The 25,250-nt window shown below is 48.3% G+C and carries 16 protein-coding genes and 1 tRNA gene; 8 read left to right on the plus strand and 9 right to left on the minus strand.

Annotated features, from left to right (window positions below; genetic code table 11):
* Positions 1-2: 2 nt before the first annotated feature.
* Together IE064_RS05100 and rapA are read right to left on the minus strand one after the other, a co-directional pair.
* Complete coding sequence (locus IE064_RS05100) at positions 3-884, minus strand: DUF3530 family protein (protein ID WP_189616924.1); 882 nt, start codon at positions 882-884, stop codon at positions 3-5.
* A gap of 99 nt (positions 885-983) precedes the next feature.
* Positions 984-3,890 (minus strand): RNA polymerase-associated protein RapA, encoded by a 2,907-nt coding sequence (rapA, locus tag IE064_RS05105; RefSeq protein ID WP_189616925.1) that lies wholly within the window; start codon positions 3,888-3,890, stop codon positions 984-986.
* Positions 3,891-4,195: 305 nt separating this feature from the next.
* Between rapA and IE064_RS05110 the strand changes: the two genes are divergently transcribed.
* The 3 genes from IE064_RS05110 to IE064_RS05120 all read left to right on the plus strand — a co-directional run bounded on the left by IE064_RS05110 (position 4,196) and on the right by IE064_RS05120 (position 11,865).
* Entirely contained in the window at positions 4,196-5,590 is a 1,395-nt protein-coding gene (locus IE064_RS05110; protein WP_189616926.1) for a PhoH family protein, read from the plus strand.
* Between the two features lie 117 nt (positions 5,591-5,707).
* Positions 5,708-9,400 carry a response regulator gene (locus IE064_RS05115; protein WP_189616927.1) on the plus strand — a complete coding sequence of 1,231 codons (3,693 nt, stop codon included), beginning with the start codon at positions 5,708-5,710 and terminating at the stop codon, positions 9,398-9,400.
* Between the two features lie 65 nt (positions 9,401-9,465).
* On the plus strand, positions 9,466-11,865 hold the full coding sequence (locus tag IE064_RS05120) for a zinc-dependent metalloprotease (protein WP_189616928.1): 2,400 nt from the start codon (positions 9,466-9,468) through the stop codon (positions 11,863-11,865).
* A 1-nt stretch (position 11,866) separates the two neighbouring features.
* On the opposite strand, the gene IE064_RS05125 is transcribed toward IE064_RS05120, so the two are convergent.
* A complete protein-coding gene (locus IE064_RS05125) occupies positions 11,867-13,675 on the minus strand; it encodes a protein kinase domain-containing protein (protein WP_189616929.1) in 1,809 nt (602 codons plus the stop codon).
* A gap of 206 nt (positions 13,676-13,881) precedes the next feature.
* Here IE064_RS05125 and IE064_RS05130 point away from each other — a divergent pair, with 206 nt between their 5' ends.
* Positions 13,882-14,226 (plus strand): hypothetical protein, encoded by a 345-nt coding sequence (locus tag IE064_RS05130; RefSeq protein WP_133037313.1) that lies wholly within the window; start codon positions 13,882-13,884, stop codon positions 14,224-14,226.
* 88 nt (positions 14,227-14,314) lie between these two features.
* Here the strand turns inward: IE064_RS05130 and IE064_RS05135 are convergent, their stop codons facing one another.
* Positions 14,315-15,397 carry a porin gene (locus IE064_RS05135; RefSeq protein WP_189616930.1) on the minus strand — a complete coding sequence of 361 codons (1,083 nt, stop codon included), beginning with the start codon at positions 15,395-15,397 and terminating at the stop codon, positions 14,315-14,317.
* Positions 15,398-15,929: 532 nt separating this feature from the next.
* Between IE064_RS05135 and tcdA the strand changes: the two genes are divergently transcribed.
* From tcdA to IE064_RS05155, 4 genes are all read left to right on the plus strand, one after another.
* Positions 15,930-16,724 (plus strand): tRNA cyclic N6-threonylcarbamoyladenosine(37) synthase TcdA, encoded by a 795-nt coding sequence (tcdA, locus tag IE064_RS05140; protein WP_189617049.1) that lies wholly within the window; start codon positions 15,930-15,932, stop codon positions 16,722-16,724.
* Between the two features lie 93 nt (positions 16,725-16,817).
* The gene (pepT, locus tag IE064_RS05145; RefSeq protein WP_189616931.1) at positions 16,818-18,044 is read left to right on the plus strand and encodes a peptidase T; all 1,227 of its coding nucleotides are present in this window, start codon (positions 16,818-16,820) and stop codon (positions 18,042-18,044) included.
* A 131-nt stretch (positions 18,045-18,175) separates the two neighbouring features.
* The gene (locus tag IE064_RS05150) at positions 18,176-18,787 is read left to right on the plus strand and encodes a superinfection exclusion B family protein (RefSeq protein WP_133037310.1); all 612 of its coding nucleotides are present in this window, start codon (positions 18,176-18,178) and stop codon (positions 18,785-18,787) included.
* Positions 18,788-19,512: 725 nt separating this feature from the next.
* Positions 19,513-19,599 (plus strand) — tRNA-Leu (locus IE064_RS05155).
* Between the two features lie 192 nt (positions 19,600-19,791).
* On the opposite strand, the gene IE064_RS05160 is transcribed toward IE064_RS05155, so the two are convergent.
* From IE064_RS05160 to IE064_RS05180, 5 genes are all read right to left on the minus strand, one after another.
* Positions 19,792-20,193 carry a DUF2787 family protein gene (locus tag IE064_RS05160; protein WP_189616932.1) on the minus strand — a complete coding sequence of 134 codons (402 nt, stop codon included), beginning with the start codon at positions 20,191-20,193 and terminating at the stop codon, positions 19,792-19,794.
* Between the two features lie 78 nt (positions 20,194-20,271).
* On the minus strand, positions 20,272-20,787 hold the full coding sequence (locus IE064_RS05165) for a hypothetical protein (protein WP_189616933.1): 516 nt from the start codon (positions 20,785-20,787) through the stop codon (positions 20,272-20,274).
* A 23-nt stretch (positions 20,788-20,810) separates the two neighbouring features.
* Positions 20,811-22,886: an AAA family ATPase gene (locus IE064_RS05170; RefSeq protein WP_189616934.1), complete on the minus strand. Its 2,076-nt coding sequence runs from the start codon at positions 22,884-22,886 to the stop codon at positions 20,811-20,813.
* A complete protein-coding gene (locus IE064_RS05175; protein WP_189616935.1) occupies positions 22,880-23,812 on the minus strand; it encodes a tyrosine-type recombinase/integrase in 933 nt (310 codons plus the stop codon). The genes IE064_RS05170 and IE064_RS05175 overlap by 7 nt, the downstream gene beginning before the upstream one ends.
* Positions 23,813-23,989: 177 nt before the next feature.
* Complete coding sequence (locus IE064_RS05180) at positions 23,990-24,697, minus strand: hypothetical protein (RefSeq protein WP_189616936.1); 708 nt, start codon at positions 24,695-24,697, stop codon at positions 23,990-23,992.
* Positions 24,698-25,250 lie beyond the last annotated feature (553 nt).

Here is a 25,250-nt window from a genome sequence, read left to right on the forward strand (position 1 = left end):
TTTTAAGGCGATACTGCTTTTGCGGGATTTTCTTTATCAATTGCAACAATGCTGCTACCCATTTGATTTATCAGATGCAAACATACGTCATAAGCCGTGGCTTGGGTCAAATCCAGCCCCATAAGCAATTGTCGCGAGTGATACCCGGGGTGGCTGTCATACACTTGTTGTCGTTGTGATTGAGTGGCGAGTGAAGCGCTATTCGCGTCTGGTGATTGTAAATCCAGCACTGCCAGCGGCAAATTGGCCAACAGTTTGGGAATTTGCGCATTTGCATTAGCTTCATCGGCATAGGGATTGATCAGTACCAGCAGATCGGGTGCCATAATGTTGTTGTTACTTAGTAAGTTAAGCACTAATGCTGCAGAAGGTCCGGCGGCAATCAGCAATTTTTTACCAGCTAACGCTTGTGACGATGCCTGCAATTGTGTCAATCCTTGCTGCAGATAGTGTTGTTGCGATTGTTGTAATTGCTGCCAGTCAGTATCACTGCGCTTGCGGGTGGTGGCGTTGCCACTGTCTTGCACCTTGCCATCACCGGCTTTGTTGACTTCGGTCGCCTCGGTGGTGAAATTGGGTTCCGCTGGTTGCGGTGGTGGCGTGAGACTGATAGTGGTCCAGCCTAACAGATTCAGTTGTTGTCGCAGATATTCCAGCAACCCTGGTGACATGGCATTATCACCTGGTGCAGGAATGAAGATGGCACTGCCACGGTGTATGCGATACTGCCAATCACGGGTCAACACGGTGACGGGCTTACCATCAATTTGAATCTGACTCGTCTGCTGTTCAGCGTCAGCGGTTGGGTTAGCCTGCACTGTGGGCGCAGCGAACAAACCATAAGCCAACATTAATAGCAGCAGTACTCGGATAAACTTCAGCAACACGATATTCCGCCAGTAAAAAACTCATTATAAGTGCATTGTGGCTGAAACACAGTGCGGCGCACTTAAAAACAAGCCCGCATTTGCGGGCCTGTGTTATCAGACATGGCTGACCAGTACTAGCCGGATGGCATCCAAGCGCAGTTGACAGTTGTCCAAATAGCCATTCAGTTCGGCGATTTGCTGCCGTAAAAATAGCAGTTCTTCGTCGCGGATATTGGGATTGACAGTTTGCAGAGCTTCTAAGCGTTCTAACTCTGCATGCAGACTCGTTTCCATTTGCTGCCTAGCTTGTTGCAGTAAAGCCGTCATGGCAGTCTGGGCGTGTTGTTCACCTTTCGCCAACAGCGGGTGCAGTAGCGGTTGAGAGGCATTGACCAGCTTGCTGCCGATATGGCGATTCACTGGACTTAACTGCCGATCCCACTGTTCATAGGCGACTTTTGCGGCCAGATCGTTGCCGTCTTTGTCCAGTAGCACCCGGATCGGGGTCGCGGGTAGATAGCGGAACAGCTGGCTGGCTTTCGGGGCTGAGGCATCGGCGATGTAAATGAGCTCCAGAAACAGCGTTCCTGCGGGTAAAGCCTTGTTTTTCAACAACGCTACGCAGGTGGTGCCAGTGTCTGACCCCGTGATTAAATCCAGCCCTGTTTGTACCAGCGGGTGTTCCTGAGTGATCAACGCAATATCATCCCGCGTTAAAGCGGTATCGCGCTCGAATGTCACGGTCACACCATCTTCTGGCAAGCCAGGGTAGGTGGGAAACATCATATGTTCACTAGGACGCAAAACAATGGTGTGTTCGCCTTTATCTTCTTGGTCGATACCGATGACATCCCATAAACGAATAACCGCACCGATTAGACCGGTATCGCTATCCATTTCTGCCAGTTGCCAGGCCAGCGCTTTAGCGCGATCGCCGCCGTTGGAGTTCAGTTCCAGCAGTTTATCGCGACCTTGCTCCATGGCCTGCTTCAGCTCTTTGTAACGGCTACGAGTATGATTTAGCAGGTTGGTCATGGCTTCGTCGTCTTCATGAACCAGCAATGGCAGCAGTTCTGCAGCAAACTCCTTGAACAGTATGTGACCAACTGGACAGGTTTGCTCAAAGGCATTCAGCCCTTGGTGATACCAGTTCAGCAACCGTGATTGAGCACAGTCTTCAATATAGGGCAGATGAATATTCACATCGTGCTGCTGACCGATACGATCGAGACGGCCGATACGCTGTTCCAGCAGATCGGGGTTAAGTGGCAGATCAAACAGCACCAAGTGACTAGCAAACTGGAAGTTACGGCCTTCGGAGCCGATTTCCGAGCAAATCAATGCCTGCGCGCCACCTTCTTCCTGTGCAAAAAATGCTCCGGCCTTGTCCCGTTCAATGATGGACATGCCTTCGTGGAATACGGTAGTCAGAATCCCTTCGCGGGTACGCAGTGCTTCTTCCAAACTTAACGCTGTGGCGGCTTGAGCGGCGATGATCAGTACCTTTTTACTGCGATGGTTTTTCAGGAAATCGATCAGCCAGTCAACGCGAGGATCAAATTTCCACCAGGCAGCGGATTGCTCATCAAACTGTTGATACAGTTTTTCTGGTGTTAGCGCCAGTCGTGCCTGGGTTTCATCCGGCAGATTGCGATTCATCATCAGGGCTACGCGCATGGCGGTCTGATACTGTTCTGGCATCGGCTGTGGATAAGCCTGAAAAATACGCTGTGGAAAGCCTTTCACTGAGGCGCGGCTATTGCGGAACAACACTCGACCAGTGCCGTGGCGATCCAGAAGTTGTTGCAATAGCTCGTCTCTCGCGTGCTGTTGTTGCTCTGGGGCGATGTTGTCGGCTTGGATTAATTTGATGGCTGGAATGATATCTTTTTCGGCCAGTAGTTCGGTCAGCAGCGCAATCACATCATCAGGCAGCTTATGACCGCTGGCGATAGCATCAGCCGCTTGAGCCACCTGTCGATAATCCTGTTCTTCCTTAATGAATGCTGGATAGTCGTAAAAACGGTTGGGATCCAGTAGCCTTAATCTGGCGAAATGGCTTTCATGTCCCAGTTGGTCTGGCGTGGCTGTCAGCAACATGACGGCAGGTACTACCTGGGCTAAGGCCTCAACTATCTGATAAGCCTTGCTGGGTTTATCGGCGGTCCATTCCAAATGGTGGGCTTCATCCACCACCAGTAAATCCCAATCAGCATCCAGTGCTTGGTCTAGGCGGCGTTTCTGTTTCAGCAAATCCAGTGAGCAGATCACCAGTTGTTCGGTATAAAACGGATTATCGTGATCGGCAAAGGCTTCGACACAACGCTCTTCATCAAACACTGAGAAACGTAGGTTGAAGCGTCGCAGCATCTCCACCAGCCACTGGTGCCGCAGGGTATCTGGCACCAGAATTAATACACGTTCAGCACGGCCAGTCATCAGTTGCTGGTGGATAATTAAGCCAGCTTCGATGGTTTTCCCGAGGCCCACTTCATCCGCCAGTAAAACGCGAGGTGCATGGCGGCGGCCGACTTCTGCGGCAATCCATAACTGGTGCGGAATAAGACCGACTCTTGGCCCCTGTAATCCGAGCAATTCAGAGGTTGCCAGATGGTGGCGCAAACGCTGTGCCTGATAACGCACGCCGAAGCGATCAAGACGATCCAACTGACCGGCAAACAGCCGATCCTGCGGTTTGTTAAAGCGGATATTGTGATCCAGCAAGGTTTCGCGTAGCGACACGGCTTCGCCGTTGTCGGTATTTGTACCATGGTAGAGGACTAAACCGTCATGTTCCGCAACCATCTGGATTTCCAGTGTCCAGCCTTCATGACTTTTGACTTTATCACCGGGGTTGTAGATCACGCGGGTTAAGGGGGCATCATGACGGGAGAAGATGCGGCTTTCTCCGGTTGCAGGAAATAGCAGGGTGACCATCCTACCTTCCAATTGTACCACCGTGCCTAATCCTAGCTCTGATTCCGTATCACTGATCCAGCGTTGACCTAAAGCAAATGGCATTTTTAACTCTTTTCCTCGGTGCCTGGTGAAGGGCGCGTATGTTATACCAAAGCGATTATAATACCAATCCTGCCGAAGGCGGCTGTAATCGACAGAGGTGGATTTTTACTAATGTAAAATTGCTGTTAAAAATTCTTAACGCGAAGCGATTGTCATCCCATAGTAATGGTGACAGTATAAAAACTGAACCCGTCACCGGGGACGCTTGCCATTCACCCAACCACAGGAGCCTCTTATCTGATACCAGGCGTTACCCGCCCGACAAAAACCACAAAGTCATAATGCAATGACGCTATGGAGGCGCTATGGAACAAGACGACAGAAAATTGTTTGTACTTGATACCAATGTTTTATTGCATGAACCCTTGGCGATATATTCGTTTAAAGAGCACGACGTAATAGTTCCTATGACGGTGCTTGAAGAACTGGACCAGATTAAAGACCGCAAACGCGATGTCAGTCGCGATGCCAGAGTGGCCATCAGAGCCTTAGAAGATACGCTTGGCGGCGATATCACCCCGGAACAAATTATTAGCGGCGTGCCGCTACCCGCACGTGAAGGCCACGGCGATGCGACTGGCACTCTCGCCATCTTCCCCGACCACCAGATTGAGTTCACTATTGGTGCATTACCTGGCGATAACAACGATAACCGCATTATCAATACCGCGCTTTATTTGCAGAAGCTACATCACCCTCGACCAGTGGTGCTGGTAACTAAAGATATCAACATGCGTCTCAAAGCCAAAGGGGCGGGGATGCTGATGGTAGAGGATTATCGTACCGACCAACTGATCGACGATATCCGCTTTTTATCCAAGGGATTTCATGAATTTGAAGGGAATTTCTGGGAACATCTGGACCGGGTGGCGACAGAGCGTCATGGCCGCCAGACAGTGCACGATGTACCGCTTAAAGATCTGGGCGATGATATTTTTTACATGAATCAATATCTGTTGGATCAAGACTCCAACTTCTGCGGTCGGGTGGTTGGTCGTACTGAATCCTCGCTGAGTGTGTTAGATCTTGGACGCGAACGGCTATTGAATATGGAAGCTTGGGGGGTTCGCCCGAAGAATATTTATCAAGGCATGGCACTGCAGGCGCTGTTGGATCCGAGCATTGATATGGTGATCCTGACCGGTCCTGCGGGTTGTGGTAAAACACTGCTGGCGATGGCGGCGGCATTAGAGCTAGTGGTGGAACGCAATCAGTATGACAAGGTGATCGTGACCCGTAATACCCCGGAAATTGCCGAATCAATTGGCTTTCTACCGGGGACGGAGGAAGAGAAAATGGCGCCGTGGCTGGCAGCTATCACCGATACACTGGAAGTGCTGCACAAACATGATGTTAACCCCGCGGGTTCACTCAATTACATCATGGATAAGGCCAATATTCAGTTTAAATCCATTAACTTTATGCGTGGACGTTCGATTCAAAATTCCGTGGTATTGCTAGATGAATGCCAAAATCTGACAGCCTCTCAAATCAAAACCATGATCACCCGTATGGGCGAAGGCACCAAACTTATCTGTTGCGGCAATTTGGCACAGATTGATTCTAACTATCTCACCGCGGTGACTTCCGGTTTGACCTACATTGTTGAACGGTTCAAGCAGTTTGAAGGCAGTGCCAATCTTTATCTCAATGGCGTGGTACGCTCGCGGCTTGCCGAATTTGCTGAAGAACAGTTGTAAGTCTTTGTAATCCAGTGTAAGGCCTCTGTGGAGGCCTTTGTTTTCCTTGGTAAGCTGCTATCATAGTGAGAGTTTTCCGTGCTGTTCCCTGTATACAGCCGTTGTGCAAGGGCTAGGATGAAACCGACTGAACCTGAACTCCAGCTAAAATCGCCCATTCAGAAAAATTATAACCGTGCCGTGTTTTACACTTACATCGGGGTAATTGTGCTGGCGTTACTGACCGCTTGGGGGTTTTATGAGCGGCAGAAAAGTGAGCAGATGCAGCTGCGAGAGGAGCAGGTTGACCGGCATGTGATGCAGATAGACCTGTTGCTGGAGTCCAGTATCCGTGCGGTGAAAAGTCTGCGGGATATTGCCGTAGATCACCTGCGGTTGGCGGAACAGGTGCGCAAAGAGCGTTTGCCACAGTATGAAAAGTTTAATGAAAGCGGTCAGTACTTCACTTTAGAACCCACCTATGCCAGGAGTGGCGACCCCTTTACCAATATGGGGCGCATTACCGGTATCGGAGCTTTGGACGGCCGCAGCGAAAAGTTCTATCAAGAATTGGAGATGCTGTTTGAGCTGTCACTGTCGTTTCCGGTAGCGAAGGAGGCGGCACCTAAAGCATCCGCCATTTATTACATCTCCAAACGACGGATGATGTCCTATTATCCTTGGCCATCGGATGATGTACGTTTTCGTGATGAGCTGTTACATCGCAAACAGTTCCAGTTGGCAACCCCAGAGATGAACCCACAGCGCAGCGTGTTCTGGAGTGAAGCTTATGTGGATTCCGCTGGCAACGGCTTGCTGACCACCCTCGGGGTACCGATTTATCTCGACGATGATTTCATTGGTTCTATCAACCTTGATATGACGTTAGCGTCACTGGCAAGGCAGATTCGCCTATATTTTAAAATGCCGGGGACAGTGATCCTGCTGGATCAGGGCAACAATATCCTGTCTCACAGTGATTTTGACACTTCCAGTATTAACCGCGTGTACCACATCAGCCAGCGCATTCCGGCTGAACTGCACTCCTTGCCAGAATCTGAGTTGTTTGATGCCCATGAAGGCATGATCCGCAACGGTTATTACATCTACTCAGTCGCGCTGCATAACGCGCCATGGCGTTTACTGTATCTGCAGAACGTAGACGACATGTTTTCTGATTCCTTTGAGAAGCTGAAAGCTACCTTCTTCCTCGTGGTCTTGGCTTTGTCGATTTTGGTTACCATAGTGCATTGGCAGACCCGCCGCTCATTTGTCAGTCCCGCTTCGCGTTTGTTGAATCATCTAGAAGCCTGCTCGCAATCGCCACAAGAACCGCCGAGTAAGATAAATCGTGACTGGCAGCCTTGGTTTCAGTTAGTGAGCCGGATTTTTGATGAAAACCAACAGTACACCAAACATCTCGCTGAACAGAATAAGCGTCTGGATAAACTGGTGGCGCGGCGCACTGAGCGTTTGCGGGAAACCACCGAGCGCCGCGAGCAGGAGTTTGCGTTATTGCGATCGCTTTTGGACTCGATTCCCGAAGCGATTGTATTCAAAGATAAAGAAGGCAAATACCTCGGGTGCAATAAAGCGGCAGAGCGGGTACTGGGTTATACCGAAAGCGAAATGATCGGCTTGTCAGATCGCGATCTGACGCCTCCCGAATTATCACAGCGCATCCGTCATGAAGACGCCAAAGTCTTGCAGGAACGGACGCCGTTACGTTACCAAGAAAAAGTGGAGCTGGCTGGGCGACCTGTACTGCTCGATACCTTGAAACTGCCGTTTTATAACCGCCGTGGTGAGTTACAGGGACTGATTGTGGTATGGCGTGATGTTACCCGCGAATATGAATCTGCAGAACAGTTGCGTTTGTCTGAGGAGCGCTACCATCTGGCAATGGATGCAGTAGAAGATGGTTTGTGGGACTGGTATCTGGATTCAGAACAGCTTATCTGCAACCCGTCTTTCTACACCATGCTGGGTTATAAGGCCAACGAGTTCCCAGCATTGATGTCCACCATCGATGAGTTGACGCATCCGGATGATCGACTGCGAGTGCAGGAAACCCGTGAACAGTATCTGCGGGATCCCGTTGGAACTTATGATGTGGAATTCCGCATGCTGGGTAAGGGCGGCAATTATCACTGGGTGCTGGCTCGCGGTCGGGTGGTGGAGTTCACTAGCAACGGTGAACCTAAACGTATGCTGGGCACCAATAAGGACATTACCCGCCACAAGAATACCGAGCTGGCATTGTTGGAAGCCAAAAAAGATGCGGAACTGGCTAACCTCTATAAGAGTGAGTTTCTGGCGAATATGAGCCACGAGATCCGTACCCCGATGAATGCCATTATCGGTATGCTGCAGTTGGCTCAGCGTACAAGTCTGACTCCGCAGCAACAGGACTATTTGGAAAAAGCCGGATTCTCGGCACAGTCACTATTACGGATCATCAACGACATTCTCGACTTCTCAAAAATTGAGGCTGGTAAGCTGGAGCTGGAAAAAGTGCCGTTCCAGTTGGATAAAGTACTGGAACATGCGCTAGATCTTAATGCGCTCAAAGCCCAAGAAAAGGGTATTGAACTGCTGCTCTATGCACCAGTGACTGCTGGATTGCTCCTCAAAGGCGACCCATTGCGACTCGGGCAGGTGTTGGTCAATCTGCTATCTAATGCGGTGAAGTTTACCACTGATGGCGAGATTGAACTGGGCTGCGAAGATGTGGGTGAACGCAATCACCGGATGACGTTGAAATTCTGGGTACGGGATACTGGTATCGGCATTGAAAAGACCAAGCAGGCGCAACTATTTGATGCGTTTGCCCAAGCAGATGGCTCGACCACACGTCAATATGGCGGTACCGGTCTTGGTTTATCCATCAGTAAGCATTTGGTCTCCATGATGGGCGGCGATCTACAAGTGCAGAGTGAGCCGGGGGTTGGCAGTATTTTTACTTTCACCGTCAGCTTTGAAATCGCAGAGGAAGCACCCGTTACGCCGTTAACTGTACCGGAACGACTCAATAATCTGCGTACCTTGGTAGTGGATGACAATCCTTCGGCATTACAGATTTATGCCTCGCAATTGCGTGATTTTCATTTTGATGTGGAAACCGCCGCCAGTGGGCCAGAAGCGCTGTTTAAATTGGCTCAGCAACCTGTTGATCTGTTACTGATTGACTGGAAAATGCCGGAAATGGACGGTCGGGACGTGCTGGTGGCGATGGATGAAATGGTCAGCAATGGCAAAATTAGCAAACGGCCAGTGGTGATCATGATGACTGCTTATGCGGCTGAACCAATGGCACAGGAACTGGGCAGTACCAAGGTGTTTGCTTTGCTGCAGAAACCGTTTAAGTCATCGGCGTTGTTCAATGAAATCGTAGCGGCATTTTGTGAAGCCCCCGAACATAATGCCGTGCAAGAGCTGTCAACAACTGACAATAGTGAACTACGTGGGGTGGTGCTGTTGGTGGAAGATAACCTTATCAACCAACAAGTTGCCTGTGAATTGCTTCGTAGCGGCGGATATGACGTAGATGTGGCCGAAAACGGCAAAGTGGCGCTGGCAATGGTGGCAGAAAAAACGTATGACGCAGTGCTGATGGATATTCAGATGCCCGTTATGGACGGTTTAACCGCCACGCGAGAGCTACGTAAACAATATTCAATGGAACAACTTCCCATTATCGCGATGACCGCTCATGCCATGTCTGGTGATAAAGACAAGAGCTTAGAAGCAGGCATGAACGCCCACATTACCAAGCCGATTATGCTCAATGAGTTGTTTGAAACACTCAGCCACTGGATACACAAAGCTTGAGATAAGCGGATCAATCCCTTAACTTGGATGCCACGGAAGCGAAACAAGCACAGGGGATAAGTGGTATGAAGCCATTTTCGGGATTGCTATGGTGGCTGTTGTTGCTAATGCCGCTGACATTATCGGCGGCGGAAGACAGTGCCAGTGTCATACGTAACAGTGATAAAGCCGAAGGTTTTATCAATTTCTACTTTGATAATGGCAGTGGTCAGCTGTATCTGGAAGCCAATCACCTGAATCGCCCCATGCTGTTGCTGACCAGTTTACCACAAGGTGCTGGTTCTAATGATATTGGGCTCGATCGCGGCCAACTGGGAAATACCCGGATGGTACAGTTGGAACGGCAGGGGCCTTATGTGCTGCTCAAACAACTCAATACCCGTTATCGAGCTGGTAGCAACAACCCTTTTGAGCGGCGTGCTGTCGCCGATGCCTTTGCTAATTCCGTGTTGTGGCAAGGAAAACTGCTGCCAGGAAAGCGCCTGTTAGTACCACTCAACGAGCTGTTGCTGACAGATCTGCATGGCATTACCCAACAGTTAAGCGCCACTGGGCAGGGGCATTACCATCTGGATCAAAGCCGTTCGGTGATCTTGCCTACCTCCGTTAAATCGTTTGAGCGCAACAGCGATGTGGACGTACAACTGACATTTGGCGCCGATAAAGCAGGCGCGCAAGTGGCCGATGTGGCACCTGATGGGCAAGCGCTATCATTGCAAGTACGCTTCTCTTTCATTGCCTTACCTGAACCGGGATATCAACCACGAGCCTATACGCCAATGAGTGGGTACCTTGCTGACGAATATCGTGATTACGCCACACCCATTGATCAGGATATGACTAAACGACTGTTGCTTCGCCATCGTCTGCAAAAAGTGCATCCTGGTCCTGCCCCTAGCGAGGTCATAAAGCCGATAGTGTATTATCTGGATCCCGGCGTGCCGGAGCCGATACGTAGCGCATTATTAGAAGGCGGGCGCTGGTGGAGTCAGGCCTTTGCTGCTGCCGGGTTTCTCAATGCTTTCAAGATGGAAATGCTGCCGGATTACGCTGATCCCCAAGATATCCGTTACAACGTGGTGCAATGGGTGCACCGCGCTACCCGCGGTTGGTCCTATGGCGCGGTGGTGACTGATCCACGTACTGGCGAGATCATCAAAGGTCAAGTGACACTGGGCAGCTTACGGGTGCGACAGGATTTACTGATCGCTCGGGGTGTCACTGCTGGGTGGAGTGACAGGGTCGCTGCCGATAATGCGTCAATGGCATTGGCGCTGGCGCGCATCCGTCAATTAGCGGCGCATGAAATTGGTCATACGCTGGGTCTGAGTCACAATTTTGCAGCTTCCAGCAACGGCAACGCTTCGGTGATGGATTATCCACATCCTTATATCCGTGTGCATGAAGGTCAAATTGATATCAGTCAGCCCTACCGCGAAGGCATTGGTGAGTGGGACAAATTTGCTATCGCCTATGGCTATGGCGATTTTGGTGAGCAAACGGCGACCAGAACAGCGTTGGCTGAATTATTACAACAAGTGCAGCAACAGGGCTTGCGCTATATTGCTGAGGCCGATTCGCGGCAGTCTTCTGCCGCAAATGCCTGGGCCAGTCTATGGGATCGTGGTGATGATCCGGTTGTCGAACTGGAGCGCTTGCAGCAGGTACGTAAGCTAGCGTTACAGCAATTTTCCGGCACGGCGTTACTCAATGGGCAACCTTTGGGGGAACTGGCCGATGCGTTAGTACCGGTATATTTGCTGAGCCGTTATCAGTTGCAGGCGGCAGCCAAATTCATTGGCGGGATTGATTACAGTTATCAGGCAGATATTCACGGCGGCAGTTGGCATTATATGGCGCCAGAGATGCAACTACGGGCACTACAGGCCCTGTTGGCGGCGTTGGACAGCGATGCGCTATACCTGCCCACCAGTCTCTACGCCAGATTGGTGCCCAAGGCTGGCGATTATCAACGCAGCCGTGAAAGCTTTGCTTCGTCACTCGGGGTGGCAAATGATCCTCAGGCCATGGCTGAGGCGCTCAGTCGGCACGTTGTCAGTTTATTGCTGCAGAGCGAACGCCTTAACCGGATAGCGCAACAAGCTAGTCGTGACAACGAACAGTTGTCACTCAGCAAGTTACTCGATCAGTTAGCTGCTAAGACATTGCTGGCCGATTTGCCGTCGGGTGATAAAGAAGCAGTAGCAATGCGGGTGAATGCGGTGGTATTGGATGCCGTACTGGATGCGATGGAAAATCCGGCCTCCAGCCCAGAGGTCAGAGCACAACTGCGCGCTAAACTCACCTTCTGGCAGCAGCAGTTCAATCGCAAGGAGAAACGGGTTACCGCTTTTGTCGCCGCGCATTATCAACTGATGCAGAGCGTTATTGAACAACAGGCGCAACAGCCTAGTAAGCGAATGATCCTGAATCCAGTACCCATGCCGCCGGGGGCGCCCATTTGAATCAGCTGCGCTTCGGGTTACGTGGAAAAAATCGTTCTGGGCGCCGCTGCAGATGGGAGAACTCTCGGGTGTTTTTATAGGGGAGCTTCATAAAACCCGAGACGCCCTGACCATGAATTTTGTCAACATGCAGCAGGATCCGGTCAAGGCAGGCGCGAAACTGTGCCTGCTTACGAGGATTGAGCAATCGCAGATAGCTATGAATTTTTAAGTGGGTCGGCAAGGCTTCGAAAATAATACAGCCAGTGTGATGGATTAAGTTAAGCCGTTCCAGCTCCGCCATAATTTCTGCTGGCAGCTCTAGATTTTCATCTGGATCTTTACCATCTTCAAAGTAAGAATGCAGGCGTGACTTATCTTCCAGATTAGGTACATCGCCAATTTCAAAGGGTAACTGCTGACCATCATTACAGCTGAAGGGAATAGCAGCAGAGGCGCGTTCCAGATGCAAGGTATCTTTGGCGTTAAAAAAACAGGCTTTGAAGACGCCGATTTTGCTGATCCCGCGCGCCAGCGTCACCATATTATTCACCGCCTGTAAGAGTGCCGGTTTAAGGGGCGCGTCATACAGCGCCAGATTGGAATCGATATATACGCCCTGTGCCCGCCAATGGATAGCCAGTCCACCAACAATTGGATATTGCCCCAGTCGCCCTACCGCAGCGATAAACCCCTTTTCGGTATCGCCCATCCCCGCAAGAAAATTGCGATAGTATTTTTCTAACTGCACATCATTGGGGAATGGTTCGGCAGAGCCAATGTCGCCTTGATGACTGCGCAGAAACGATTTGCGCGAGCTATAGCTGACCGTTTCCACATCACGGCTCTGAGACTGCACCCACACCGGAATATCCGCTGTTACCTCAACCGCCGCCACTGGCGGCAACAGCAGATAATGACTGTAACGCATACTGCGCAGAAAATAATCACCTGCTTGCTGACGTAATTTAGGGTCATCACTTAGCATTCCCTCCAGCGTGCGTGCCAGTTCCTTAGGTAATCCCAAGCTAGTGGGAGGAATGACCTTGGAGCCAAAACGGCTGGCCTGACCGGACGCCAGCGCATATAGCGTGGCTGCGACACCTTGCTCATCAAAACGTGGGTTGGATAAGGCGCCGTTCAGTTGCTCCTCGCCAATAAAATACACATCGCCCATTCTGGCATTGGTATGCTGTTGGTCGCAGGACAATAACTCCATCACATTAGCACTTGCCGGTTGACCGTCTGCTTCCTGCTGAGCAAATACCGCGGAGCCCCAGTCAATCAGTGACAACTTGTCTTGCTGCGGGTCATACACTAGGTTTGATGGTTTAATATCACCATGTACCAAAGGTCTGCCATGGCGCAGATACAACAGCAGATCCGCCAATTGCCGGGCGATACTGATAATTTCATGTACCGGTAGCGCTCCTATTTGGCGGCAGCGTTGGTCAAGATCCTGGCCAGAAGCGCGCGCCATCACCATGATGCCTTGGCGTCCAACCCGTTCAAATTTGATTAATGCAGGAACGTTGGGGTGGTGCACTTGTGATAACACAAACGCTTCTTCTTCTAAGCGATCCTGAATGTGCTGTGGCAAGGTGATACGAGAAAACTTGAACACATGTTCTTCACCGGAACGATTGCGGCCTCCAAAGACAAAACCGTAGGCACCTTTGCCGATAAGTTCAGGCTCTTCATAGCCAAGCTTTATCAGTTGCTGACGACAAAGGCGGATCCAAGCGCGGTGTTTGCGTGCATCATCGGCCCTAAGCAGATAAACAGACTGCTCTTCTGAAATGTAGAAGTGTTGTAATTCCGGTACTTGCAACGACCATCTCCTACCGCAGTGAAGCTTAGATTATCCGCCCATTTAAACAGCAGTCAAAGTAGGGAACAAACCAATATAAGCGAGATCTATATCAGATTTGCATGTTCCTAACGCATCTGATTATCTGACACTTTGACATACATCAAATATAGCGAAAACAGTCAGGGGTAACCTTTGTCCTATAGACATATCTTAGCGGAGGCGTTATGCCTGAGCCTGACAAGCGTGAACTAATCGCGCTATTTGAATACGCCAGACCTAGAGTGATCCAGTCGATGGAGTTACGTCACTGTCCTCATTCCGGTTTTTTTAATGCCGTCGATGAGCAATGCATTTTCTGTCATCAGGGAATGGAATGTATCTGGATGAACCGTAATGACAGCTTAGTCGCCTTGGAAGAAAAATCAGTGGAAGAATTGAAGCAGCAACTGCTAATTGCTGTCGACTTTGTTGATGCCAATCTGACACCGCATCACTTGTCACGACGTAAATGTGATTGTGACAACTGTACTTGGCTCCGCAAAGTGGAAGAAACTCTCGCTAGGTTCTGATGTTTTCAGGTATTGTTTGTCAATTTTGACCTGTTCTTAATAATAAAAAGGCGACCATCAGGCCGCCTTTTTGCATCCTTAAACAGGATTAGAAGTCGTAACGTACACCTACAGAGAATACGTTGTCGTCATCCAGGTCGATTTTGGCACCATCTTGCTTATAGTCACCAGTGTAGTAAGCATAGTGACCGTACAACATAGTGGTTTTAGCAACTTTGTAGTCTGCACCAACGATGAAGTTAGAAACGCTTACATCACTTACAGAGCGAGTAGCCACGGTATCAGCCTTCATGTTAACACCTGAGATGTTTTTGAAGTAGCTACCGAAACCACCATCATCATAGATGTATTCAGCTTTCAGGTTTACACCGTTCAGATTATAAGCAACGTTAACCAGGTAAGTACTACCATCGATGTCGCTGTTCAGTACGTTTTCAGACTGTTGGAACAACGCACCTACTTTGAATTGATCCAGTTTAACCTGACCAACTACACGGTAGGCATCAATACCATTGATGCCTTTGTTGTAGGCTGCTGCTGCGTAGTAGTTCTGCGCTTTGAAGCCTTTGTCACCCAGAGTGGCACTCAGTGCATACTGGCTGCTGCCATCCCCGGCAGAAGTAGTGGCATTGTTATCATCGAACTGATAGTTAGCGTTCAGAGTCAAAACACCAGCAATTTTTGGAGAATAATACCATACACCGTCAGCTACACGGCTTTGAGCCTGCAGTATACGGTCCATATCCGCGTTGGTGTTACCAAACAGGTCGATGCCGCCTTCAGAATTTTTGAATACGGTATCGTTACGGCCGAATACCGCAGTACCGGCAGCAGTTTTGAAACCAAAGTAAGTGTTACGAGAGTTGAATACGGTAGAGCTACCAGTGTTAGAGGTATTTTCAAAGCCCCATTCCGCTTGGTATACGACTTCTACGCTATCAGAAATCTTTTCGGTGCCTTTAACACCTAACCATGAGAAGTTGTTTTCCAGATAAGTACCGCTCTCACCAACAGTAACGCCAGAAGTATCACCCTGCAGGGTTGAACTATTCTGAGAGTTAGTGAGCATCAGGTCGAAACGACCGTAGAAAGATGGACCATCAGCCAGTGCACCGAAAGAGGCGGCTGCCAGAACAGTAGCTACTGACGCAGAGATAAAACTTTTCTTCATGTATGTGCTCCCTAGAACCTAAGTTCTATTCCATTTATTTATGGTTTTGCTTTTCGTGTTCCTGGGCTAATCCCGGGCTTCCTGCTCAAGATAAAGCTGCGCGAATTCTTACAGTTTTAATTTTTTAATATTGTGGCATTGATCACACTTTATGTCCTGGCGCCACGGAACTTTTTCAAAAAAGTGACAAAAACACCTATTAGCGATTAAAAATTCAGCAGTGATTATTTTTAGCGTAACCTCCTGTGGTATGAGCAAAAACGCATTGGCTTATCAGTATGCCAGCCTGTATCCGATCTTGCCGTTCAACTAAAGGATAAATTAGTAATAGTCGATGTTTGAAAAAAGTAAAATTTTTTAATGAATAAAATCTGAGCGTTAAGAGCAAGCTTGTGATACACACAAGACAGAGACCATAAATTTGTGAAACAATTACAAAACGCAAATGAGTTAACCTATTTAAAACGCAGTTTTGCTTTCCCAATTGCAAACTGCAATCTCTGAGTCCAGGAACGTCATCTTGTCAGTAACAATGATTGAAGCAGATGCTTACCAATTACGCTTTGGTGGTATCGCCAGACTATATGGTGTTAAAGCGTTACAGGTATTTTCTCAAGCCCGTGTGATGGTCATAGGTATTGGTGGTGTGGGCACTTGGGTGGCCGAGGCGTTGGCACGGAGCGGTGTTGGTAACATCAGCTTGATGGATCTGGATGATGTGTGTGTTACCAACAGCAATCGGCAAATCCATGCGCTGGCTTCCACCGTGGGACAGTCAAAAGTCAAGGTAATGGCGGAACGTATTAAGGAGATCAATCCGTTGTGTCAGGTCACCGAGATTGAAGACTTTATCTGCGCTGATAATCTTGCTGAATATCTGCCACCAGCAGGTGCGACGGATTTTGTGGTGGACTGTATTGACGCCGTCAAACCTAAAGCAGCATTGATTGCTTGGTGTAAGCGTAACAAAATCCCGCTGGTGACCGTTGGTGGCGCTGGCGGACAACTCGACCCGACATTGGTATCAGTAACTGATTTGGCGAAAACGATTCAGGATCCATTATTGGCGAAAGTACGTAATCTACTGCGGCGGGAATATAACTTCAGTAAGAATCCCCAACGGCGATTTGGTGTGGATGCGGTATTCTCCAGTGAACAGCTGAAATATCCGCAGCCAGATGGCAGCGTATGTAATAGCAAGGAAGGCGTAACTGGCAGTATGCGTATGGACTGCTCGGCAGGCTTTGGTGCAGTGACCTCTGTTACGGGGACTTTTGGCTTTGTCGCTGCTAGCCGGGTGCTATTGAAATTGGCGCAAAAGGCCTAATTCAGCTAACGCCAAAAATATGATCCAAATCTAATGTAATCAAATTGGTTGTGCTAGAATGCAGCCACTTTATTGCACTAGGGTTACAAAACTATGCAAGAAGCTCTGCTCTCTCGGTTTTTGCGTTATGTGCAATCGGATACGCAATCCGATCCTAACAATTCTGCGATTCCCAGCTCAGTTGGTCAGCATAAATTTGCCGTTGCGCTCAAGCAGGAATTGACTGAACTTGGTTTTAGTGACGTTTTTCTTAGCGATACTTGCTGTCTTTATGCTCGCGTTCCTGCGACTGTGGCTGATACTCCTGTGATAGGATTTCTGGCACACCTAGATACATCTCCAGACTATAGTGGCGCTAACGTTAAGCCGCAGATCATCAGTGATTATCAGGGACAGATCATACCGTTAGGGACAATAGAACAGCTTTCACCGGAGCAATTCCCCGATCTCCTGCATTATATTGGTAAGACGCTAATCACCGCCGACGGCTCGACGTTGCTTGGCGCTGATGACAAAGCAGGTATCGCGGAAATTATCACGGCGCTGCATTATCTGCTACTGCACCCTGAAATTCCTCATGGTGAAATCGCCTTGTGCTTTACCCCAGATGAGGAAATTGGTCGCGGCATACAGGGCTTTGATGTAGAGCACTTTGCGGCACAGTGGGCTTACACAGTAGATGGTGGTGCCGCAGGGGAATTACAGTTTGAGAATTTTAACGCAGCAACAGCCGTCATTACCGCCCGTGGTAACACTTGTCATCCAGGCAGTGCTTTTGGGGTGATGGTGAATGCAACAACTATGGCCTGTCGGTTCCATGCCCGGATGCCGTTGAATGATACCCCCGAGCACAGCTCTGGCTACGAGGGCTTTTTCCATCTGGTGTCGATGGAAGGCACAACAGAACAAGCGAAATTGGTTTATCTAATCCGCGATTTCGACAAGCAGCAGTTTGAGCAACGGAAGCAATGGTTGCGGGATCTAGTTGAGAAATACAACGATGAGTTGACCAGTGGCAGTCTGGAGATTGCGATCTCAGACAGTTACTTCAATATGAAAGAAGCCGTGATGCCCACACCATATATTACCGATATCGCTTGTCGGGCAATGGAAATGGCAGGTGTTACGCCTGATATCAAACCCATTCGGGGCGGTACTGATGGTGCCCAATTGTCCTATCGCGGCTTACCATGTCCTAACTTGTTTGCTGGTGGACATAATTTTCATGGTAAACACGAGTTTGTCTGTTTAGAGTCAATGGAAAAGGCGGTAGAAGTCATCATTAATATCGCTCAACTTACTACACAAAGATACGATTAACCGATAATCCCACCGAATCCTCCTTCGTAAAGCCGATGCCATGTCGGCTTTCTCCTCAATAATACATTTAACAGTGGCATTTTATTTGCTTGTCAGCTGTCACTGTTATGTTTTTGACACCGGGTATCTTCATGAAGCGATTCAGACTGGCATTGCCGAAAAAAATCAGTATGCGTGGACTGCTGCTGAGGCTATCACTGTGGGGTATGTTGTTGACTACCTTGCTGTTGTTTGTCCCTTCGCCATTACTACATCTCGTAAGTCTGGATGAATGGACCATCAATAATGGTCATTATATTGGCCTAGGACTTTTATGTTCATTGGCGTATATCGGTGCGTTGGTTGTCAATTTTCTGTTAGATGAAGCAATTAAATATCTACAGGGCCGACGAGTGGATGACGCGATAGAGGAAAAAGTCCAACTTCTAGATCCCGCTGAACGGGCATTATTGCGAGAATTCTTTCTGCAAGGCAGTTCGGTGCTGACTATGCCTAAAGATGATTTGGTCGTGCAGAGTTTGCTGCGGAGCCACATTCTGGAATGTATCGGCAATGAACGCCACTACGCGATTCAGGGCCCAACTGCTGACTTCAAAATTTCCATGAAAGCCCGTAAGTATCTCAACCGCAGGATACTCAGATTACCTGCTGGGGAATTAAGCAAAGAAGATATGCAACACCTAATTAAAACTCGGCCGCAGTTTATCAATAACTTAGCGCAAGTTCGCAAACACGCAGCTTAGTTAATATTTTTCGATAAATAAAAAGGGCAGCGCAATGCTGCCCAAATCACTTCTTAGTGTCACCTTCAGAAGAAAATACGAAAACTAACTCTTAGAAGACTTTACAATCAGTACCCAAGATAGGTAACTGAGGAGTCCAACAGTGCCAAGCAGCACGAGAGTAGACAGCAACCCCAGAGGTGTTGTGAACATTACATCTATATCAAGTAATAGTGTCATTCACTTACTCCTCTTATCGTAAAGTCAGTTAAAAAATAGCCAATGTGCAATGCGGGTAAACTGATCGCGATCAATAAACCACCAGAAATGTGGTTTTCGCTCGAAGCGGTGTGGACAGTATCAGAAGCCGATCAAATTTTTGACGATATTTACCATCGTCGAAGGGGTTAGTTTTTGTGTCATCTGGCCACCATAAAAATGCCTAGCGTTGTAAAATTAATCAGTCAGACAGCATTTTATAGTGAGTGCACTGAAAGGGCTTGCGATTGTATGAAGCACAGGTATAATGCCGTCCGTATCGATGATTACCTATCACCGATACGTGTAAAAACGTGAAAAATCAAATCAGTGCCAGAGTGGTGAAATCGGTAGACACAGGGGATTCAAAATTCACTGTGCTTAGCTAGAAAAGCTAACTAAGGTATTGATTTACAAAGTAAGTTAGATAGAATTTACACGCAAAATCCTTGCAAAGATTTGCAAAGTTTTTGAAGCTACAAAGTTGTGCCAGAGTGGTGAAATCGGTAGACACAGGGGATTCAAAATCCCCCGCCCTTAAAAGCGTGACGGTTCGAGTCCGTCCTCTGGTACCATCTCCTAGCGAGATAATAGGCCGACGATAAGTCGGTTTTTTTGTCTCTGTTTCCAGCACTTATCCTTTCCTTGTTCCACAATATTCTGGGTACAACTGTACGCAGCATTCATCTTCCGATGTGCTGGTCGGCTCCAAACTTTGCAAGGGAATTAAGAATCGGCTATGACGTGCTTTTGAGTGTTTTGCTTGTCTAATTGGGTGTCATTTTAATAGTGAAAACGCCCATCTCCCAGTAGCTCAAAAAGTTGGGTTCCCACATCTCATACATGTCACGTCCTGCCCTGATAGGGAAGTACCCATACAAGGTCTGAAAAGCGGAGTAACTGAAGTCAAAATCAATGGCTTTGGTCAGTTCGGCAAAGTATCCGGTTCCCACGTAACAAAACTCCGTGATGTAACAGAGTCGCCAATGATCACGGTGGTGCTCCAAACGGATCTCCACCGGATGAAATCCCCCGCTTTCGGCACTGTAATCCTCATCACGGAAGTTGATGGTGACGCTGTAGCTATCAATATCTTTCACAAGTTCCGCTAACTTGGTGGCAAAGGTATCGGATACGGGTAAAGGGAGGTCGGTATTAATGGTGAGCATCTTCTTGTCCTTCATAAAAAGGTAAGGGGAACGCAATGGTTCCCCCTCTCTATGGTCTTGGTGTAGCGATGTGAGTTGTTACTTACCGGGCTTGGCAGCCTGTTTCTCGGTGGTGGGTTTATCTGTACTGGCTTTCTCGTTAGCAGCCGTTGTGTCAGCGCTAGCCTTTTTGCCAATCTTGGGGGCTGGGGCGAGTAACTGCTCGTCCAGTTCGCCTTTCTCCACTGCGTCAATCACTACCTTGATGACTTCCGGTAGCTTGGCCTTGTCACCGACATCAATAGCCGGACAGCCCTTTTGCAGCTCGACAGGTTTGTTGCTAATCCGCACCTCAAAGTAGTAGTGATTGTCGCTGTCATAGAACCATGGACGGACGATATAACGGCGACGGATTTTCTTGCGTTCGCCCGTCTCGGCATCCTTTACTGAACGCTCCTTGTAGGCTTCAAACTCCCTCCCTTCAATCATGCACTCGGCCAGTGATAGTTGCTGCTCCAGCTTGTCGAGTAACTTCATACGTTTACCTAATACGGGTGGCTTAGGGGCAATTTCAGGGCGAGCGATAACCTTGAGCGAACTCAATACAGTAGTCATGGTGTGTTTCCTATGGTTGGGTGTTAACGGATAAATCCGATACGGGGTTTCCCTTGCTTACGGCTGTTCTCAGCACCGAGTAAAGCGAGGGCAGTAGCGCGGTGGTCGCGCTTAGGTTCAAAGCGTTGGCGTCTTGCCAAGATGGCGAAGTCACCGGGGGTTAACTGGTTTAGGGTGTTAAGGGTGGAAATCTCAACATGGGTCAGGCGCTTAATGCCAAAAACCTGCTTATATAGTGCTTGGCGTTGCTCACTAGTGAGATAGTCGCACTCCAACTTGAAATCGAAACGGCGCATCACTGCACTATCAATACTGGCAAGGGCATTGGTGGCAGCAAACACGGGCATGGTATTGCACTCAAGCTGAGACAGTAGCTCGTTCACAAGCTGCACTTCATACTGCGCATGAGCGCTCTCGCGCTTGCTGAGCAGACTGTCGACTTCATCGATGAGCATCAGCTTCTGCTGCTTATCTGCTTCTCTGAACAGTCTAGCGACGTTCTGCTCGCTGTCTCCGACATACTTGCTGAGTACATCAGAGCATTTGATGTGCATCAGCTCATAACCGTGCGTTTCTGCTAAGTGATGTACCCATGCCGTCTTACCTGTACCGGGTGGACCACTGAGCATGACCCGAATGGGCATCGCCTGTTCCACGGCATGGTTAATCGAGGCCAGTATCTCGGCGGTTTCGGTTTGCGGTGATACCGGGTTAGTGTGATTAGGGTGACTTTGGGACGTGGTATTTACCTTAAAGTTCACCAGACTGTCATCAAACACCAATTCGCCCTGGTACTTGGGTAATGGTGCGTCTTCCCCGCAAGCTTCCAATGTAGACTCAATCACTTCATCCAGTATGGCCTCGGCCTTGGTGCCTTTAAGCTTCAGTGTCGTTGCCACATGCACGGCATTGCCGACTATGGCCGGAGTGACATTGGGTTTCTCGGCCAGCAATAATCGATACTCATCCGATACCTTGAGCGATGTCAGTAACTGCTGACTCATGGCATAGGCAAAAGACTCTTCCGGTACTGGCACTTCCATGACCAACTTAAAGCGGCGGATAAAGCTTGGCTCCAGCAACTCCGCATGGTTGGTTATCCAAATAGCGGGTACTGGGTTTTGCTCCAACACCCGCATCAATCCTTCCTTGGTGTAGTGTTCATCGGCCTGTACAAACAGGCTCTCACATTCATCGACCAGTAGCAGACTGCCACTGCTACCCGAGAGTAACCCTTGCAGCAGGTTCAGATACACCAGACGTTGTGAGGCCGGGTTACGAGAATGAAATGCCCCTACCAGTTTGCCTTCTTCCAAGCGCAGACTTTGCACTTCCAGCAGGCTACGCTGAACTGAATTTGCCAAGGTTCGGGCTAACTCGGTTTTCCCGGTTCCCGCTTTGCCATAGAGCAGGATATTGATACCGACAGTTGGCTGTTTGGTAATGGCAGATAAGTAGTTAGCCAGTAAGTCAGTGTTCACATGCCCAAATTGCGACAGGCTAAATTGGGCTTCCGGGCTCTGACAAATGAGCGGAGCCATCAACTGCTCAGCACTGGTAAGCGGCTGTTTCACCAGTATAGGTATCAGCGGTACGGGTAACTTCATCAGATAAGGGGTGACAAATGACACTTCCTCTATTAACTGGCACTTGGCAAGCTTATCCAGTTGCTTAATGATGTCCTCGCTATCAAGACCACTCTTGGCAACCAATACCCGCTCCAGTACGCCCTCGTCATCATCCAGCAGGACATCGGCGATGCTTCTCAGTCCGAGGTTAGCGTTCATCACAATCACAAATGCCACTACTGGTTGCATCTGTAACGGCAGCCCAAACAACTGACACAGGAACTTGGCATTTTGGGTCACGGTGTTGCTCGCTGTCGGTGCTCGGTCTTCGCTAGGAATAAGGGCTAATACGTCATCCAGCGTGTACTGTTTGAGACGCTCAACCTTCTCCCCGGTCATGGATTCCACCATTGAAGAAGAGAATTTTCCTTCTCTGGTAAAGGCAGCACATATCAGTGCTTCACCATAACAAGAGGCTAGATAGTGGCAGTACTGTGCACGCCATAAACGCGATTTGCTGCGTTTCAGCATGACGACCTCCCGCCACGACGTTTAGTCTCAGGAACATAATCCAGCGTCGCCGCCGCTTCCCGCATAAACGCATCACCACGCTTGTCATAGATGGTGGTGGTACTGATGTCGGCATGACCTGCCATCTGGCGCACAGTATTGATATCAACGTTCTGCTCCAGTAGCCGGGTAATAAAGGTGCGGCGCAGGTCATGAGGGGAAGCGCCTAACACACCAATCGCTGATAGTTTGTCTTTCACTAGCCGATACAGGGTGTCACTGCTGACAGGCTCATCTACTGCGAATTGCCCGGTGACGGTACACTTACAAATGAGATACCCTGCTTGGCGGCCACGCAGCTCTAGCCATGTAAGCACATGCTGCTCAACCCAAGTAGGTAAGAACAGCACCCGGCTCTTGTTACCTTTCCCGGCCACGACTGTGATGGTTGAGGTGCTACTGTCATAGTCAGCCATGGTCAGTGCTGCCAACTCACTGCGTCTAAGCCCAGTGCCTAAGAACAGCGCAAAGATAGCTAGCGTTCGCAGACCATAGAGACCTCTGCGCTTACCTAATAGCTCAAACAGCTGTGTCACTTGTGCAGCACTCAGTGGATTACCTTGATGCTCTCCATGCTTCATGTGCGTAATGCTGGCGATATGGGCAACCTGCTGCATATCGGCTTTACCCATGAGCGCAGCGACTTTGACAATACTCTTTATCGCTGTCATGGCACGGTTAATCGACCGGGCTGACCACTGTTCGTGGATAAGCAAGGCGCGTATCTGCATCGCTTGCTGGTAGTCAACGCTGCTCAGCTGCTTACCCATTGTGACGTCCGGCCAGTCCATCAGCCGCGCAATACTGCGCATCTGCGAAGCAATCGAGCGCTGACTATTGGGCGCAAGACGGCTCAAATACAGCGCATAAGGGGTCGCTGTAGTCATAGAAATAACTCCAGTTAGAAGATGAGTAAATTTGTTGCTAGATGATTGAAATAGAAGGGAATAGCGATACCACGCTACAATCTCATGGTATCACTATCGAAGAGGTAATTCAGCCAATGATTTTGACACGGTTTTAAGGCCGAAGGAAATTAAAGTATTTGCGCAGTATCGAATTCGCTAAATATCCGATGTTTGTTTGAGTTTAATTTCAAGTTCGTGGATTTTGGATTTCAGTTTGTCATTCTCACTGGTGAGGAACTCGTTCACTTCTTTTAATTCTTTGTTTACCGTACTGCGAATATTTTTTAGTTTTTCGAAGTTGTTAATTTTATTTCTCTTTAGCTCTCCCAGTATGGCGTGAATTATTTTATTTGTTTCACCTTGATAGCCTTTTTTTTCATCTGTTAAGTTGTCTTTTGAATATCGTTCACTAGTGGCTGTATCATACCTTTTTAATTCATCCATTAGATCGTACATTTCTTTAGTATTATTTATGCCGTATGAATTAATGTTTTCAATTAATATTTTGAATACTTCGTTATCACTTATTTCCTTTGTTTTCTTTTCCTCTGGTGTGATGCCAATGAGTTTAAGTATATTTTCAAATGTTGAGTCTTTAATATAGAATTTTGTTCTTTCCGCATCTTTTGGAGTCTGTTTTATCTTTTGCGTCCATTTGCGCCAAATGTCTTTTAGCTTATTCTTGTGACTATTAAGTGCGTGTAAGACTGTTGGTTTGCTAATACTATTTTTATGATCTTTTAGTTTTATTAATAGTCCATCTATTTCTTTGTATAATTTATGTTTTTTTCCCATCATTGTTAATAAGTCATTTCCATATATTGTCCACTCTTCGGCGGTTCTATCTTTACGGTGTTTTCCCATATTATGATTTCCTTATGCATTATTTCGTCGGCTGAACTATTTGTCTTTAATCCGATAAATTACCCTATGTCCACGTCAAAAATACTAACTGTCCATGCTAAAAAATACTCAATGTCCATGCTTTTTTAATTAGATGTTCATGCCATTTATTTGATATGTCCATCACCAATATTCTGTATGTCCATGATTAAAATATGATTAGGTTCACGCTGTTTAAATGACATGTCCACGCTATATAAATGGCATGTACACGCCGAAAAAATCAGTAACATATTGAAAATTCTCTACATCTAACTAAGGCGTGATGGATTTTCAGTGGTACATAGTCAAAGATGCGCTTTTGCCTAGGATTTATCAATCCTCAACGCAGAAATTGTTTTGTGTTACCTGCAATCGACTTTATGCTTTTAGCACTGCGAGCAGAGCTAACGTGATCGAGTAGAAGATGTACGATTTGCTAAATCGCAGTATCATTGTGATGCGCCGACAGATGCAAAATCTGTGGTATTAGTAGTCGCAGAGAAGTAATATCAAGACAAGGAAATGAGCTTAA

Origin of the sequence: Shewanella fodinae (assembly GCF_014651955.1) — a bacterium.
Lineage (GTDB): Bacteria > Pseudomonadota > Gammaproteobacteria > Enterobacterales > Shewanellaceae > Shewanella > Shewanella fodinae.